The organism is Devosia albogilva (genome assembly GCF_042685625.1).
GTDB classification, from domain to species: Bacteria; Pseudomonadota; Alphaproteobacteria; order Rhizobiales; family Devosiaceae; genus Devosia; species Devosia albogilva.
In genome coordinates this window covers 1,179,562-1,195,133 of record NZ_JBHUNP010000001.1, presented here as the reverse complement: position 1 = coordinate 1,195,133, position 15,572 = coordinate 1,179,562, and the positions used below count along the sequence as shown (strand labels likewise).

Sequence of the window (15,572 nt, the reverse complement as noted above, 5' to 3'; positions counted from 1 at the left end):
CTCTGCATTCCCTGGTCACTAATGCCACGCTGATCGGCGGATGAATAGCCGCTTGACCTGCAACCGGTTGCATCAGATAGTTCCCGCGCTTGGGTTGCCCTGTTAGCCGGCCCGAGATTGGAGGATTTCCGTGACTTCTGCTGCTCCTGTCGTGAGCGATACCCGCCGGGCTGGGCGGATGAACGTTCACGTGTACGACACCCGCGAGATGATGGGGGCAGCGGCGGCGCAAGAAGTTGCCGAGGCGCTGCGCGCCGCACTCAAGCGGCAGGCGAGCGTGCGCATGGTCTTCGCCGCTGCACCCAGTCAGGCACAGATGTTGGCGGCCCTGTGTGCAAGCCCAGATATTGACTGGGGACGCGTGACCGCCTTCCACATGGACGAATATATCGGCCTTGCCCCGGATGCGCCGGAGCGCTTCGCCCGATGGCTGGACGACAATCTGTTCGGGCGCGTCCCGTTCGCTCAAGTGCATCGCATCCGGCCCGAGCCGGATCCGGCCGGCGCAGCGGCGCGCTACTCCGAGTTGCTGGCTGAGGCGCCGATCGATTTCGTCTGCCTCGGTATCGGGGTCAACGGACACATCGCCTTCAACGACCCTCCGGTCGCAGACTTCAACGACCCGATGGACGTCAAGATCGTGACCCTGGACGACGAATGCCGGCAGCAGCAGGTCGACGACGAGTGCTTCGCCACCATCGACGACGTGCCGGAGCAGGCGATCACGCTGACGGTGCCGCGCCTCCTGCGAGCAGGAAGGCTGTTCTGCGTCGTGCCTGGCCGCTTGAAACGGGAGGCGGTGCGCGCCACGCTGCATGATCCGATCAGCACGAAGTGCCCGGCGACGATCCTGCGCGAACACGCGGCCTGTACCCTTTATCTCGATGCGGAGTCCTATCCCGATGCCTGATCCAATCGATGCCGACGCCCTGTGCGCCGGCTACCTGGACGATGTCACCGCGCTCATGCGGTTGATCCTGGTCGACGAGCGGGACGCCCTGGACCGGGCGGCCGCGCGGGTGGCCGACCAAATCGCGGCGGACCGACTGGTCCATGTCTATGGTCCTGGCGGGCACTCAAACCTCGCGGCGCAGGAGATCTTCTTTCGGGCCGGCGGGCTGATGCATGTCAGCGCAATCCTCGATGAGGGCACGCTCCTCTCCAACGGCGCATTGCGCTCCATGGCCATCGAGCGGACGCCCGGCTACGGCAAGGTGGTCATCGACGACCAGCGTCTCGGGGAAGGCGACCTGCTGATCCTCACCAACGCCTACGGGATCAATGCGGCACTGATCGATGCGGCCATGGTGGCACGCGAGCGGGGCGCCTTCCTGATCGGGTTCAATTCCCATGCCCATGCCAATGGCAGCGCGCCCACGCATCCTGCCCGCCATCCGACCAAGCAGAACCTGCACGATATCGTCGATATCGCCATCGACACCAAGGTGCCGATCGGGGATGCGCTCGTCGCCGTAAACGGTGTAGGCGAGCGGATCGCGGCGGTCTCGACCTTTGCCAACGCCTTCGCCCTCAATTGCCTGGTGATCCGCACCGTGGCCAAGCTGGCCGAGCGCGGCGTCGAGCCGCCGATCTGGCGTAGCGGCAATGCTCCCGGAGGCGACGAGGCAAATGCGCGCTTTCTCGCGCGCTTCCGCGACAGGGTGCGCTGGCTATGACGGATACTGTCCGCATTGTCGGCCGAGATCCGGCCAGCGGGCAGGGCGTTGCAGTTACTGCGACGGCGGGGGTAGTCGCCAGCATCGAGCCGGCCGAGGTGGGCAACGATGCGCCCTACCTTTCGGCAGGGTTCGTGGACCTGCAGGTCAACGGCTATGGTGGCAATGACCTCAATGCAGGCCCGCCAAGCCTCGAGACCCTCGAGCGCCTGGGGCGGCTGCTGCTGGCGGCGGGGACGACGAGCTTTGCGCCGACACTGATCACGGCGAGCGAGGAGGCGCTGTGCAGTGCGCTGGCGGCTATCGCGGCGGCACGCCGGCAGAGCCCGCTGCTCGCCGATATGATCCCGTTCGTCCATGTCGAAGGCCCCTCGCTCGGCCCCGCGGACGGGCCGCGTGGGGCGCATCCGCTCGAACACGTCCGCCGGCCGAGCCTCGAAGAGTTTGCCCGCTGGCAGCAGGCGGGCGAGGGGCTGGTGGGCCTCGTCACGCTGTCGCCGCACTATGACGAGGCGCCGGCCTACATAGCCGCGCTGGTGGTCCAGGGTGTCATCGTGTCCATCGGCCATACCGGGGCCACTCCCGAACAAGTCACTGCGGCCGTGGATGCCGGTGCGCGGCTGTCGACGCATCTAGGCAACGGCGCCGCGAGCACCTTGCCCCGGCACCCCAATTTCATCTGGGCACAGCTTGCCGATGACCGGCTGACAGCAAGCTTCATTGCCGATGGTCACCATCTGCCGGCAGCCACGCTCAAGGCGATGCTGCGCGCCAAGACGCTGGACAATGCCATCCTCGTTTCGGACGCGGCAGCGCTCGGCGGGCAGAAGCCGGGCATCTATCGCAGCCCCATCGGCGGCGAGGTCGAGGTTTCCGCCGACGGCCGGCTCGGAGTTGCGGGCACGCCATATCTTGCGGGCGCCGGCCACCTTCTCGACCGCAACATCGCCCATGCCATCGAGGCGGCGGGGCTGTCGCTCGCCGACGCGCTGCGCCTCGCCACCCGCAATCCTGGCATGCTTGCCGGTGACCGCGGCGTGCTGGAATCGGGCCAACGAGCCGACATCACGCTATTCAGTTGGTCTCCCGGCGACTACCGGCTCCGCATCAAGGACGTATTCCTCGCAGGAAAAAGGGTATTCCCATGATCAGCGCGGGCGCTGCCACTGTCGACATCACGCCTCCGGCCGGCTTGCACCTGGCCGGATTTGCAGCGCGCACTCTGCCATCAACCGGAACGCACGACCCGCTCACCGCCAGAGCAATCGCCGTCGACGATACGGCCATCGTTGCTCTCGACGTGGTCGGCATCCATGAAAGCATGGCCAGGAGGATAAGGCAGCGCTGCTGCTTGCCCGAGGACCGCGTCATCGTCACGGCCACGCACACGCATGGGGCGCCGGTCTCCATGCAGGGCCGACTGGGGCGCTCTGCCGATCCTGACTTCCTCAAGCAGATGGAGAATGGCGCCGTGGAGGCCATCCGCCTCGCGGTCGAAAGCCAGCAGGAGGCCACCATTGCCGTCGGGATGGGCGGAGATCCGGGCGTCGCCTGGAACCGCCGCCACAAGGACGGCCCGCTCGACCGCTCCGTGCCGGTGATCCGCATCCGCAATGGCGCCGGCGCCTGCATCGCGGTGATGGTGTCCTATGCCTGCCACCCGGTGGTCCTGGGGGCCGACAATCTGCTGATGACTGCGGACTACCCATACTATGTGCGCCAGGCCCTGGAGGCCGAGCATCCCGGAGCCGTCGCAGTGTTCCTGACAGGCTGTTGCGGCGACGCCAATACGGGGCATACCGCGCGCGCATCATGGACGCTGGCCGCCAATGCGGAACGCACCTTCGCGACCGCCGAGCGGCTGGGGCGGCGCGTGGCCGCTGCAGCGCTCGAGGCGCCTGAGGAGGTGGTAACCGGCGGGGTAGGAGCGGGGCATCGCGAGCTCGACCTGGCGCTGACCCGGCTCGAGGATACCCCACTCAATGAACTCGCGGCGCGCTGGCGCGCCGAGCAGCAGGATGCCGAGGCTGTACAGGCGATCCTGCTTGGGCACTGGATCGAGTGGGCCGAGCGCAACAAAAACGTCGAGCCGGGATCCTGGCGCGCCCGCGTGAGCCTCCTGGACTGGGCCGGTATCCCGATCGTCGCCATGCCCGGAGAAATCTTCAGCGAAACGGGACTTTCGGTCCGTAGCGCTTGCGGCGATCGCGCTGCATTCGTGCTCGCCTATGCCGAGGGCACGCCGGGCTATATCCCGCCACGCAGTGAATACCCTCATGGCGGCTACGAAGTGAGCGAAGCGCATCGTTTCATTGGCATGCCTGGCGCCTTCGCGCCGGGCTCCGCCGAGGCACTTGCCGAGACCGCCACGGCATTGCTTCGAGAACGCCACTTGACACCGCAACCGGTTGCATAAACAGTAGAATTTGCCGCTAGAATAAGGGAACGCGCGGCGAACAAGGGGAACAGTGATGACACGCTTAGTCGAGCAGGGTCGCAAGACGCGACTGAACGCTTTCAAATTCGCACTGCTGGGCGGTGTGGCCCTGACCATGGAAACCGCCGCCAGCGCTCAGGAAATCCGGGTCTGGAGCGGATATCCGGAGCTGGCGCCATTCTATGAGCACGTCGCCGAGGGCATGAAGGACGAGTATCCCGATCTCACGGTGCGGGTCGAGGCGATTGCCCTGCGCGAGCACGAGAAGCGCCTGGCACTTGGCCTGACCTCCGGCGAGGCAGCAGAGGTCATCGAACTCGGCACCTCGACTGCGACGCGCTACCTGGAAAACGAACTCTTCAACGTCGCGCCCGACGAGGTCGCCGCGTTCGTCCAGGATTCCGCCAATTTCACCGACTTCTTCCGCGATTCAGCCAGTTATGACGGCACGGTCTATGGTGTGCCGCTGTTCCGCGGCCAGAGTGCGCTCTACTACAACACCGAGATGTTCGAGGCTGCCGGGCTAACCGAGCCTCCCACGGACATGGCTGAGTACACCACCTATGCCGAAGCGCTGACTCAGCGCGATGCCAACGGCGAGCCGGTGGTTTCGGGCTGGAGCCTGCGCCTGTCCGGCGGTGGTCAGGGTATTGCCGAGAAGTTCTGGATCAACATGTTCCAATTCGGCGAGAACCTGGTCGAGCAGAACGAAGACGGTTTGTGGCGCGCCGACTTCGCCAATGAGCAGGGTCGGGCTGCACTCAAGCAGTATCTAGAGAACGTGCACACGCTGAAGACGGTGACGGTGGAGATGCCTGCCGACGCGGAAGCGTTCGAGCGTGAGCAGACGGCGATGTTCATCCGCGAGTCCTGGGTGATCGGCGATATCGCGGCCAAGGCGCCGGATCTGCAGTACGCCACCGCGACCCTGCCGCGCGGCTCGATCGTGGCGCCCGTGTCGCTGTGGGTCACCGGTGAGGGCGAGAAGGAGGAGGCGGCATGGGCCTTCGCTCAGGCAACGAACGAGCCGGAGAACCTGCTCTGGCTGCTGGACAATGTCGGCTGGCTGCCGAACCGGTCGGGTCTCGACTACAGCACGATCCTCGAGGCGAAGCCGGCTTTCGCGGCATTCGTCGACTACCCGGAGAGCTATGAGTTCTTCTCGCTGCCGAATATCGGGCCAGTCGAGGAGATCCTCACCCGTGCCGCCGCGCGCCTGACTGAAGCCTTTGCGAATCCGGCGCTGGCAGCAGATGATGCAGCGATCGACGCCGTGCTGGTCGCCATGCAGGACGAGATCAACGGCCTGCTGCAGCGCGAAGGCCTGTTGGCCGAGTAGGTCTGCCGCCTGACACCATCACTCACCGGGAAGGCGAACGGCCTTCCCGGTTCCGATCAGCGGAGAACCATATGCTCCGGCGCAAGAGATGGCTCTTTGCCGTACTCGCCATCCTGCCCACGCTGGCGATCTTTGCCTGGCTGCGGATGTATCCCATCGTCGAGACCCTGCGGCTCAGCCTGCACAAATGGGATATTCTCTCCAAGAACAAGCCCTTCATCGGCTTGGCGAATTTCCAGGAACTGCTCGGCGACCGGCTGTTCCACGAGGCGCTGCTGAACACGAGCATCATCGCCTTCGGCGTCCTCATCATCACCATTCCTACGGCCATGGTGCTGGCGGCGTTGATCCACTATCGCACCCGCTCCCGGATTTCTGGGTTCTACGAAACCGCGATCTTCCTGCCGCACGTGGTGTCACTGGTGCCTGCAGCCATGGCCTGGAAGTGGATCTTCGACGCGCGTCTGGGGCCGCTCAATGCGCTGCTGAGCTTCTTCGGCGTGCAGCCGCAGGCCTGGCTGTTCGACCCCACCCTGTCGGTCATCAGTGTCGTCGTGCTCTGTTCCTGGCAGGCGCTCGGCTATGCGGTGCTCATCTATCTCGTCGGGTTCAAGAGCCTGCCGGTGTCGCTCTATGAGGCGGCCAAGCTCGACGGCGCCTCCGGGCCGCAGTCGTTCTGGTTCCTGTCGATCCCGATGCTGAAGCCGATCACGCTCTATGTGTCGGTGGTAACGCTCGTCTCCGGCTTCAACGTTTACGCCCAGGCCTTTGTCCTCGCGTCAGATGCGCAGGGTGCGCCCGGGCGGCAGGTGCGGGTGCTGGTGCTCGACATGCTCGAAAACAGCTTCCGCAACTATCGCGTGGGTTATGCCGCCTCCGAGGCCGTGGTGCTGCTGCTGATCGTGCTGGTCCTGACGCTGATCCAGTTCACCTTGCTGCGGGAGAGGGGACGCGCATGACCACGGATTCGACCCGAGCCACCAGCAAGAGCCGCCGCAGGCGCCGCATGCTCGTGGACCGGAGCATCGATGCGGTGCTCGTGGTATTCAGCCTGCTGATGCTGCTGCCGCTGGTGTTCCTGGTTTCCAACGGCTTCAAGACCCCGCAGGAGATGTTGGCCTGGCCGCCGACCATCATCCCGGTCGATCCGACCACTGCCAATTTCGAGGCGGTGCTGCGCGACACGCCGCTGTTGCGGTGGATTCTCAACAGCATCCTGTTCGCCGTTCTCTCCACGCTGGCGATCCTGGCGACGTCGTCCATTGCCGGGTACATCCTCGCCAAGTTCCGCTACAACTCGCTGAACGTGGTGTTCGCCCTGATCCTCGCCACGGCGATCGTGCCGTTCGAGGTCTACATGATCCCGCTCTACTTCCAGGCGCAGAGCCTCGGCATCCTCAATAGCCTTTGGGGACTGCTGCTGGGCTACCTGGTGATGAGCTTCGGCATCTTCCTCATCCGGCAGAACGTCATCCATTCCATTCCCGACGAACTGATCGAGGCGGCGCGCATCGATGGCGCCGGCGAACTCTGGATCTTCTTCCGCATCGTGCTGCCGCTGCTGCGGGGCGCGCTGGGGGCACTGGGCGTGCTGGCGTTCTTCCAGGCATGGACCGCATTCGCCTGGCCGATGATCGTGGCGACCAACCGCGAGGCCTATACGATCGAAGTCGGGCTGGCTCTGTTTCAGACCGGGTTCACGGTCGATCTGGGGCGGCTCAGCGCCGCTTCTGCACTGGTGCTCATCCCCTCCATCACGCTCTTCGTCATCCTGCGCCGCAATTTCGTGCAGGGCGTCGCCAGCACGGGGCTCAAGGAATGACCTTGCTATCGCCCTTCATCGCTGAGGCGCACAGGACATATGTCGAGGCCAATGCCAGGTGTCTCGACTGGCTGCTAGACCGCCCCGCGCTGGGGCCTGGTTTTCTCAACAGCAAGCAGAACAGCATAACGCTCGCCGACTATGGCATCGATGATGGGTTGCGCGGCCCGGCGTACACTTACGGCTGGATTCAGGGCAGGGGGCTCGAGGCGCTGGCAACGCATGCCGAGTACTTCGCTCGCTCGCAGCGGGACCTCACTGAAAAGATCGACGCTGCCGGGCGCCGGCTCTATGCGATCCTTGCCGACCTCTGGGCCCAAGATGGACACGCCTATTTCTGCTACGACGCCGACATGCAGCCGATCATCGCCGGTGCGCATGGCAGTGAAGGCCGGCAGGCGCAGGCCCGAGAAATCCATACCTACTCCGACATCTTCGTGCTCAAGGGCCTGATCGCCGCTGCCGCGCGCTACGATCATCCTGCGCTCGACGGCTATGTCGCGCAACTGCCGGCGCTCATCGAGGCGATCGAAGGCGGTCGCTTCCTGATGAACGAGCGCCAGCGCATCGGCCGTGAGGCGCTGGCGGCGCAGGAGGACGATTTCGGCCCGCGCATGATCCTCTTGGGCGCCGCGGGCATGCTCCGGCGGCTCGGCCGCGGGGAGGCCGCCGCGTTTGCCGACCGTTTCGTGGCCCACGTACTCGGAAGGCACTTCGATCCGGTCTCGGGGCTCTTGCGCAACGTTCCGGGTAGCGACACCTGCAATGTCGGGCACGGGATCGAACTGGTGGGCTTTGCGCTCGACTATCTGCCGGCAGACGCCGATGACAGGCTGGTGCGGCAGCTCGAAACCGTGCTCCTCGCATCGTTTGAAGCCGGATTCCACGGCCCCGGCCTGCGGCTCGCAGTATCGGTTGCGACCGGCGCGCCACAAAGTCCGTACTGCCCGTGGTGGTCGCTGCCCGAGACCATCCGCGCCGCGGCGTTCTGTTTCGAGCGCACGGGCAATCCGCAGGTGCTCGAGGTTTGGCGCAAGGCGCACGCCGCTTTCTTCAGCTGGTTCTGGCGTGGGGAGCCGCCGCTGGCCTACCAGACCAGAACCGACGAGGGGCCGGCCGATTTCGTGCCGGCCACGCCCGACCTCGATCCGGGCTACCACACCGGCCTTAGCCTGCTTGCTGCCATTCAGGTGGCCGAGCGCATGGGCGCAGGCCAGTCGCTTCGTTCCAACACAGGTGCTTGATGGCTGCCGTAGAAATTCGCAACGTAGCCAAGTCCTTTGGGCCGACGGATATCATCCGCAACGTCAACATCGACGTGCCCGATGGCGCCTTTGTGGTGTTGGTTGGGCCGTCGGGCTGCGGCAAGTCCACGCTGCTGCGCATGATCGCGGGGCTGGAGGACATCGACAAGGGTGAGATAGCCATCGGGGGCCGCGTGATCAACGAGGTCGAGCCCAAGCACCGCGACATCGCCATGGTGTTCCAGAACTACGCGCTCTATCCGCACATGACGATTGCGGAGAACATGGGCTTCTCGCTCCGGCTGGCGCGCCAGCCCAAGGACGAGATCGATCGTCGCGTTGCCGAGGCCGCACGCATCCTCGGGCTCGAGGACTACCTGCATCGCTACCCCAAGCAGTTGTCGGGCGGGCAGCGGCAACGCGTGGCCATGGGCCGCGCAATCGTCCGCCAGCCGCAGGTGTTCCTGTTCGACGAGCCGCTGTCGAATCTCGATGCCAAGCTCCGCGTGCAGATGCGCGCCGAACTCAAGGACATGCACGCCCGCTTCAAGACCACCACGATCTACGTGACGCACGACCAGATCGAGGCCATGACCATGGCAGACCTGATCGTGGTGATGCGCAGCGGCGTGGTGGAACAGATCGGCACGCCGCTCGAACTTTACGATAACCCGGTCAACATATTCGTCGGCAGCTTCATCGGGTCTCCCGCCATGAACTTTGTCCCCGGTACCGTGCGGGCGGAAGCGGGCACTGTCACGCTCGAAGCAGCCGGCGGCGTGCGCTTGCCGCTGGGGACAGAATATGCCGGTCTCACTGGTCGGGCGGCAACACTCGGTATTCGGCCGGAGCACCTTGCGGTGGCCGCGCCGGGCGAGGGGCTGAGCGGTACCATCATCTCTATCGAGCCTACGGGCTCGGAGACCTTCATCGTGGTGGACATCGGCCAGGACAGGCTGTCCGTGTTGCTCCGCCAGCGCCTTATGGCGCGGCCGGGCGATGCCATCTCGCTCGCCGTGAATCCAGGCGCAGCCCACCTTTTCGACAGCGAGAGCACGACGCGCTTAGTGCCGTAACTGTCCCCGACGGCGCAGTCGGTCCTGCGCCGTCGGGGACGTGGGTGGCCCTTATCCGCGGCCCAGCAGTGCGGCCGATGCCTTGTCCAGGTGCAGGGTGGTGTTGTGGTGCTGCTGGAGGATGGAGGCCGGCACGTTCGGCGTGACCTCGCCTTCGCACGCGGCCCGCACGGCTTCGGCCTTGCGCGCATCCGGCACCGACAGGATGATGGTGGCGCTCTTGAGGATCTGCTGCACGCTCATCGACACGGCACGCAGTGGTACGTCATCGATCGTGGCGAACCAGCCCTCGCCCATCTGTTGGCGACGGCAGGCCTCGTCCAGGTCAACAACGAGATAGGGCGCGCTTGTCACGAAGTCCGCCGGGGGGTCGTTGAAGGCGAGGTGCCCGTTCTCGCCGATCCCGGCGAAGCAGACATCAATGTCGACCTGGGCGATCCGCTGGCTGACCCGGTCGATTTCGGCGGTCAGGTCAGCCGCGTCGCCGGCGACATAGATGATCTCCCCAAGGTTAGGCAACTTTTCAGCGAAGCGTTCCCGCAGGTAGCGGCGGAAGCTGGCGGGGTGATCGGTCGAGATTCCGACATACTCGTCCAGATGAAAGGCAGTGACTTGCGAAAAGTCCACGTCCGCCTTGACGAGGTGCTCAAGCATTTCGAACTGGCTGGCGCCGGTTGCGACAATGATGTTGGCGTGGCCGCGCGCGGAAATTGCGGCCTTGATTGCTTCAGCGCCCTGGCGGGCTGCCGCCTGGCCAAGCTCATCCTTGGAATTGTGGGTGATGATCTGCACGAGACGACTTCCCTTCGGTCTGTCAGGCCTTAGCCTTTGAAACGATTGCACAATCGGCACGGGAAGTTACCACCTTCGACCGATTGCGCAACCGGTTGCCAAACTGCCGGGAGTGTAGAACAGTTGTGTATCGGCACGGCCGTAAGGAGGACCCCATGAATCTGAAATCGCTTGCTCTCATTGCTGCCGTTGGCACCCTGATGAGCCAGACCGCCATCGCCCAGGAAGGTGGGCTGGTTGTCTACAACCCCGCCGGGGACGCCGGCGAGTTGATCATCGACGCATTCCGCGAGAAGTACCCGGGGATCTCAATCTCAGCGATCAACGCAGGGGTGGGCGAGCTGTTCACCCGAATGGCCGCCGAGAAGGACAACCCCCAGGGCGACGTGGTGCTGTGCGCCTCAAGCGAAGCCTTCCTTGCTAATCCGGGCCTGTTCGCTCCGCATGAGAGCCCCGAGTTGCCGAACTTCGATCCGAGCGTCGTGGCGGCGGACCACTCCTTCTATGGCTGCTCGATGCCGCTCCAGGCCTTCATCGTGAACACCAACCTGATGAGCGAAGACCAGTATCCGCGCACCTGGTCGGACCTGGCCAAGCCGGAGTTGGAAGGCAAGCTCGTGCTCGCCAACCCGTCGCTGTCCGGTTCCGCCTATGCCCAACTCGCGCAGATCCTGCAGCTCTATGGCTGGGACGTGGCCGAACAGGTCATGAAGAATGCTCGCTTCACCACCTCCTCGCAGAGCGTCTTCCAGGACGTGGGGCGCGGCGAGATCGAGGTCGGCGTGACCGGCGAAGTCAACATCAAGACCATGATGGACGAAGGCTACCCGGTGGCGGCGATCTATCCGGAAGACGGCACCGGCCTTCGCTTCGACGCTTCGGCGGTCATCGCCGGCGGCCCGAACCCGGACAATGCCAAGCTGTTCCTCGATTTCGCGAACTCCAAGGAAGCCCACGAGCTCATCGTATCGACCAACCGTCGCTCGGTGCGCAAGGACGTAGCGCCCCCGGAAGGCCTAATGCCGACCAGCGAGGTTCCGACCTTCCCGTATGACGACAATCTCGCGGCCTCCACCCGCGACGAGAACCTGGCCAAGTTCGACGAACTGTTTGCACAGTAACCGAACAGTGAAGCGCGGCCCCCCGCGCTTCACCACTACCGGAGAGCGCCACTTGCACCATTTCCAAGGGTTTACGCAGGCCAAGAACCCTGACGCGCCTGAGACCAACGAAGACCGCATCGTGGCCATTCCCAATCGCCTCTACGCGGTGATCGACGGCGCCACCGATATCAGCGGCCTGCGCTATGACGACCGGCTGGGGCAGGGCGCCACCGGCGGTTATCTTGCGGCTCAGGCCGTGGCGGAGGCGCTTGCGAGTGTCGCTGCCGGCCCTCTCGCGAGCCTGCCAGATCCGACCGAACTTGTCGGAGATCTCAACCACGCCATCGCCGCTACCTACGAGCGGCTCCGGACTGCTGAGCCCGATATCCGGTCCGGGCTGGCGCGCTTCCGCGCTGCCTTCTCCGCCGCTTTCGTATCTGGGGACATGGTTCGCCTCGTAGCGCTTGGCGATTGCGCCATCCGGGTCAACGGTCGGGCCGTGCTCGAACATCATTTTCCCGGCGACACCGTGCTCTCCAAGGCGAGGGCGGTCGCCTGGCAGATCCTGCTGGACAAGGGGCTGAGCGTCGCCGGGACCCGCGCCGTTGCCCGGCAACTGATCGTCCAGGGACCGGCCTCCTCCGCGCCGCCACCCGAATCCCTGACGTCGGTCGACATTGCCGACGTCATCTCGGCCGTCCGCAACGATGCCCTCGTGCTCGAAGCCTGCGGCAATGACCTTGCGCTGGTCGACGTGATCCTCACGGCTGGCCTCGAAGGTATTCGTGCCGATCCGGACGCCTTCCATGCCGCTGCCCTTGATGGCGTGAGCGACACCGGCAGTTCGGCCCGCGTGCTGGATCTGCCCCGATCCGAGATCAACACGCTGGAACTTGCCACCGACGGCTATCCGGCTCTTCCCGACGGCACCGGTATTGCCGCCTGGGAAGCAGCGCTCGCCGAGGCCGACCGGATCGACCCTGACCGTATCGGCCCCTATGCGAGCACCAAGGGCCGCGTCGGCAAGAATTTCGGGGATGACCGCAGCATCCTCTTCATATCCGCAGGAATCGACTGATGGCCTCTTCTTCGCCGGCACCCGCCCGCCTTTCAGTGCGCGAGCTGACCAAGATCTTCAATACGCCCGAGGGGCCGGCCACGGCGGTCAAGGATGTCAGCTTCGACATCGCGCCGAACACGTTCTTCACCATGCTTGGGCCATCGGGCTGCGGAAAGACCACGACGCTCCGCATGATCGCCGGCCTCGAATCCATCACGAGCGGGCAAATCCTGTTCAATGGGGAGGACTTCCGGCGCAAGAGCGCCTTCGAGCGCAATATCGGGATGGTGTTTCAGTCCTATGCGCTGTTTCCGCACATGACCGTGTTCGAGAATGCGGCCTACGGACTGAGGCTGCGCGGCGCCGACGAGGCTACGATCAAGAAGCGGGTCCACGAAACCCTGGCTATGCTTCGCCTCGACGGACTGGCCCAGCGCTACCCGGCTGACCTGTCGGGCGGCCAGCAGCAGCGGGTCTCGATCGGTCGCGCCCTGGTCTACCATCCCGGCATGCTGCTGCTCGACGAGCCGCTGGCCAACCTCGACGCCAAGCTGCGCGTCGAGATGCGCGATGAGATCCGCCGCCTGCAGAAGGCGCTGAATGTGATGGCACTCTATGTGACCCACGATCAGGAAGAGGCCATGGCGATTTCGGATGTGGTTGGGGTGTTCTCGAAGGGGCGGCTGATGCAGCTCGGAGCGCCCTACGAGATCTATTCCGCGCCGACGTCCTTGTTTGTTGCCGACTTCATCGGCAAGGCCAACTTCTTTCCGGTCGACGTCGAAACTCGGGACGGCGACCGTGCCGCCGTGGTCGCCCTCGGCGGCAGCCCCTTCGCCGGAGTCAGGACAGTGACGGCAGCAGGCGACGAGGGTGACTGGTTCGTCAAGCCGCAGGCGGCCCTGATGATGAGCCGGCCCGAGCAGATGTGGCTGTCCTCAACCAGCCAGCAACTCGACAGACCCGCCTTCACCGGACGGGCGGTGCGCATCCAGTTCCTCGGCAGCTTCGTCCGCTATCTGGTCGAGAGCAGCCAGGCCCGAGGTGAGGTCATCATCGACCTGCCGGCGTTCGCCGAAGGCGTGTCGGAGGGCGATGAGGTACGGTTCGGGCTGGTCGGGGAAGGCCTCGTGTTCGAGGAGGGTGTCCGATGAGCGAGCTTGCAGCGACAGCGTTGCCGACCGCCACACGGCGGCGCCTCAACATCGCGCCCTACGTGGCGGGAGGTGTCACCATCTTCGTGCTGGTGGCGTTCCTGCTGTACCCTATCGGCACCACGATGCTGAACAGCTTTGCCCCAGCGGGTGAGGCCTTCAATGGGCTCAATGCGACCCTGGAGAACTTCTCGCGGTTCTTCACCTCGTCCATGTACCAGCAGGCCTTGTGGAACACGATCTTCATCGGCGTGGTGGTGACCGTACTCGCAACGGCAGTTGCCGTGCCGGCGGCCTATTTCGTTGCCCGGGTGCAGATGCCCTTCAAGCCGTTGATCCTGTCGCTGTCCATTATCCCTCTGATCTCACCGCCCTTTATTGGCGCCTATTCGTGGGTGGTGCTGTTCGGCCGCAGCGGCATCGTCTCGCAATACCTGAACCAGTGGTTCGGCGTCCAGATGCCGCCGGTCTACGGGCATTTCGGCGTCATCCTTTCGATGGTGCTGTCGAACTTCACCTTTGTGTTCCTGTTCGTGCAGGGCGCCCTGACAGCAGTGGATCCGCATCTGGAGGAGAGCGCCCGCGTGATGGGCGCGTCGCGCTGGCGCGTGCTGCGCACAGTGGTGCTGCCGCTAGCCATCCCGCCGATGCTGGCCGGAGCGATGATCGTGCTCATCGAGGCGCTGGGCGAGTTCGGCACGCCAGCTGTGCTGGGCGGGGAAATGTATGTGCTCTCCACGCTGATGTATTTCCAGATTCACGGCTTCTTCAATCTCAACGCGGCGTCCGCCATTGCGTTGGTCAATGTGCTGATCACGCTCGGGGCGATCCTGTTCCTGATCCGGGTCAACAAGAAGCGCCGCTTCGTGACCGTTGGCAGCACCACCCGCCGCGCCGCTCTACAGACGGGCCGGGGCATCCGCATCATCGCCAACCTCTATGTGTGGGGATTGCTGGCGCTGGCCCTGCTGCCGCAACTGGTGGTGGTGTTCACCTCGTTTGCCGAGAAGTGGCCGGGCACCCTGTGGCCCACGCAGTACGGCTGGGGCAACTACCAGTATGTGTTCAGTCGTGTGGTCGAGCCGCTCCAGAACAGTCTGATCCTTGCAGCTGTGGCGACCGTGGCTTGCGTCATCTTCGGCACGCTCACCGGCTATGTCGCCGAGCGCAAGAAGTTCGTCGGCAAGTGGGCCCTGGACCTCACCATCATGCTGCCGTTTATCCTGCCGGGCATAGTCACCGGCGTGGCGCTGTTGGTGACCTACAACAGCGGACCTGTCGCTCTGACGGGCACCGCCGCGATCATCGTGATCGGCTATTTCGTGCGCCGCATTGCCTATATCTACCGTTCGGTGGTGGCTGCGGTGACCCAAATTGACCTCAAGATGGAAGAAGCCTCCACCGTTGCGGGAGCGACATGGGGGACCACGATGCGCAAAGTCACCATCCCCTTGATTGCTCCCGGGATTCTCGCCGGCGCAATCATCGTGTTCACGACGCTCATTTCGGAAATGAGCACGACGGTGATGCTCTACTCCGCCCGGTGGAAGACCATCTCGATCGCCATCTATGAACGCCTGGAAACTCAGGAGATTTCGGCCGCCGCAGCCATCGGCTCGATCACCATCCTGGTCACGCTGATCCTGGTCCTTGCCGCTACCCGGGTAATCGGCAAATCCATGTCCGAGCTTTTCTCATGAGCGGTCGTCATAGGCAATTCAGGCCGTAGCTGGCGGACAGTGCGTCAGTTGGGTGGCTGCTCTTGCGTGCGCATCGCCAGGAGCGGACCGTCCGCATTCGGCCCCGCTGAAGTCGCTGGTGAGCATGTGGGAAAGGGCGTGGCCATTCTAGCGCGGCACGGCGCCGACC

The 15,572-nt window shown here is 64.5% G+C and carries 14 protein-coding genes; 13 read left to right on the top strand and 1 reads right to left on the bottom strand.

Translation table 11 applies throughout. From position 1 onward, the window contains the following. The first annotated feature begins 178 nt into the window (after positions 1-178). The 9 genes from ACFSX5_RS06015 to ACFSX5_RS05975 all read left to right on the top strand — a co-directional run bounded on the left by ACFSX5_RS06015 (position 179) and on the right by ACFSX5_RS05975 (position 9,594). Positions 179-910, top strand: coding sequence for a glucosamine-6-phosphate deaminase (locus ACFSX5_RS06015; protein ID WP_386832383.1), 732 nt, complete (start codon positions 179-181; stop codon positions 908-910). Continuing rightward, entirely contained in the window at positions 903-1,676 is a 774-nt protein-coding gene (locus tag ACFSX5_RS06010) for a sugar isomerase domain-containing protein (RefSeq protein ID WP_386832382.1), read from the top strand. Before ACFSX5_RS06015 ends, ACFSX5_RS06010 begins: the two co-directional genes overlap by 8 nt. Then, positions 1,673-2,824, top strand: a complete 1,152-nt coding sequence (locus ACFSX5_RS06005; protein WP_386832381.1) for an N-acetylglucosamine-6-phosphate deacetylase — start codon at positions 1,673-1,675, stop codon at positions 2,822-2,824. Before ACFSX5_RS06010 ends, ACFSX5_RS06005 begins: the two co-directional genes overlap by 4 nt. Beyond that, positions 2,821-4,092, top strand: coding sequence for a neutral/alkaline non-lysosomal ceramidase N-terminal domain-containing protein (locus ACFSX5_RS06000; protein ID WP_386832380.1), 1,272 nt, complete (start codon positions 2,821-2,823; stop codon positions 4,090-4,092). Before ACFSX5_RS06005 ends, ACFSX5_RS06000 begins: the two co-directional genes overlap by 4 nt. Before the next feature lie 55 nt (positions 4,093-4,147). Then, positions 4,148-5,452, top strand: a complete 1,305-nt coding sequence (locus ACFSX5_RS05995) for an ABC transporter substrate-binding protein (RefSeq protein WP_386832379.1) — start codon at positions 4,148-4,150, stop codon at positions 5,450-5,452. Positions 5,453-5,523: 71 nt separating this feature from the next. Further along, a complete protein-coding gene (locus tag ACFSX5_RS05990; protein ID WP_386832378.1) occupies positions 5,524-6,411 on the top strand; it encodes a carbohydrate ABC transporter permease in 888 nt (295 codons plus the stop codon). Next, complete coding sequence (locus ACFSX5_RS05985) at positions 6,408-7,274, top strand: carbohydrate ABC transporter permease (protein WP_386832377.1); 867 nt, start codon at positions 6,408-6,410, stop codon at positions 7,272-7,274. The genes ACFSX5_RS05990 and ACFSX5_RS05985 overlap by 4 nt, the downstream gene beginning before the upstream one ends. Beyond that, complete coding sequence (locus tag ACFSX5_RS05980; protein ID WP_386832376.1) at positions 7,271-8,518, top strand: hypothetical protein; 1,248 nt, start codon at positions 7,271-7,273, stop codon at positions 8,516-8,518. Before ACFSX5_RS05985 ends, ACFSX5_RS05980 begins: the two co-directional genes overlap by 4 nt. Beyond that, positions 8,518-9,594 carry an ABC transporter ATP-binding protein gene (locus ACFSX5_RS05975; RefSeq protein WP_386832375.1) on the top strand — a complete coding sequence of 359 codons (1,077 nt, stop codon included), beginning with the start codon at positions 8,518-8,520 and terminating at the stop codon, positions 9,592-9,594. Before ACFSX5_RS05980 ends, ACFSX5_RS05975 begins: the two co-directional genes overlap by 1 nt. A gap of 51 nt (positions 9,595-9,645) precedes the next feature. Here the strand turns inward: ACFSX5_RS05975 and ACFSX5_RS05970 are convergent, their stop codons facing one another. Next, positions 9,646-10,386: a glucosamine-6-phosphate deaminase gene (locus tag ACFSX5_RS05970; protein ID WP_386832374.1), complete on the bottom strand. Its 741-nt coding sequence runs from the start codon at positions 10,384-10,386 to the stop codon at positions 9,646-9,648. Between the two features lie 155 nt (positions 10,387-10,541). Here ACFSX5_RS05970 and ACFSX5_RS05965 point away from each other — a divergent pair, with 155 nt between their 5' ends. Genes ACFSX5_RS05965 through ACFSX5_RS05950 form a run of 4 tightly spaced genes read left to right on the top strand, consistent with a single transcriptional unit; the run spans position 10,542 to position 15,403 of the window. Continuing rightward, positions 10,542-11,507 carry an extracellular solute-binding protein gene (locus ACFSX5_RS05965; RefSeq protein WP_386832373.1) on the top strand — a complete coding sequence of 322 codons (966 nt, stop codon included), beginning with the start codon at positions 10,542-10,544 and terminating at the stop codon, positions 11,505-11,507. Positions 11,508-11,559: 52 nt separating this feature from the next. Then, a complete protein-coding gene (locus ACFSX5_RS05960) occupies positions 11,560-12,567 on the top strand; it encodes a hypothetical protein (RefSeq protein ID WP_386832372.1) in 1,008 nt (335 codons plus the stop codon). Further along, a complete protein-coding gene (locus tag ACFSX5_RS05955; protein ID WP_386832371.1) occupies positions 12,567-13,703 on the top strand; it encodes an ABC transporter ATP-binding protein in 1,137 nt (378 codons plus the stop codon). Before ACFSX5_RS05960 ends, ACFSX5_RS05955 begins: the two co-directional genes overlap by 1 nt. Next, a complete protein-coding gene (locus ACFSX5_RS05950) occupies positions 13,700-15,403 on the top strand; it encodes an ABC transporter permease (RefSeq protein ID WP_386832370.1) in 1,704 nt (567 codons plus the stop codon). The genes ACFSX5_RS05955 and ACFSX5_RS05950 overlap by 4 nt, the downstream gene beginning before the upstream one ends. Positions 15,404-15,572: the final 169 nt, after the last annotated feature.

Bases quoted from the DNA above. Each gene is read 5' to 3' on its own strand.
- ACFSX5_RS06015 (WP_386832383.1), top strand. From the start codon at position 179: ATGAACGTTCACGTGTACGACACCCGCGAGATGATGGGGGCAGCGGCG.
- ACFSX5_RS06010 (WP_386832382.1), top strand. From the start codon at position 903: ATGCCTGATCCAATCGATGCCGACGCCCTGTGCGCCGGCTACCTGGAC.
- ACFSX5_RS06005 (WP_386832381.1), top strand. From the start codon at position 1,673: ATGACGGATACTGTCCGCATTGTCGGCCGAGATCCGGCCAGCGGGCAG.
- ACFSX5_RS06000 (WP_386832380.1), top strand. From the start codon at position 2,821: ATGATCAGCGCGGGCGCTGCCACTGTCGACATCACGCCTCCGGCCGGC.
- ACFSX5_RS05995 (WP_386832379.1), top strand. From the start codon at position 4,148: ATGACACGCTTAGTCGAGCAGGGTCGCAAGACGCGACTGAACGCTTTC.
- ACFSX5_RS05990 (WP_386832378.1), top strand. From the start codon at position 5,524: ATGCTCCGGCGCAAGAGATGGCTCTTTGCCGTACTCGCCATCCTGCCC.
- ACFSX5_RS05985 (WP_386832377.1), top strand. From the start codon at position 6,408: ATGACCACGGATTCGACCCGAGCCACCAGCAAGAGCCGCCGCAGGCGC.
- ACFSX5_RS05980 (WP_386832376.1), top strand. From the start codon at position 7,271: ATGACCTTGCTATCGCCCTTCATCGCTGAGGCGCACAGGACATATGTC.
- ACFSX5_RS05975 (WP_386832375.1), top strand. From the start codon at position 8,518: ATGGCTGCCGTAGAAATTCGCAACGTAGCCAAGTCCTTTGGGCCGACG.
- ACFSX5_RS05965 (WP_386832373.1), top strand. From the start codon at position 10,542: ATGAATCTGAAATCGCTTGCTCTCATTGCTGCCGTTGGCACCCTGATG.
- ACFSX5_RS05955 (WP_386832371.1), top strand. From the start codon at position 12,567: ATGGCCTCTTCTTCGCCGGCACCCGCCCGCCTTTCAGTGCGCGAGCTG.
- ACFSX5_RS05950 (WP_386832370.1), top strand. From the start codon at position 13,700: ATGAGCGAGCTTGCAGCGACAGCGTTGCCGACCGCCACACGGCGGCGC.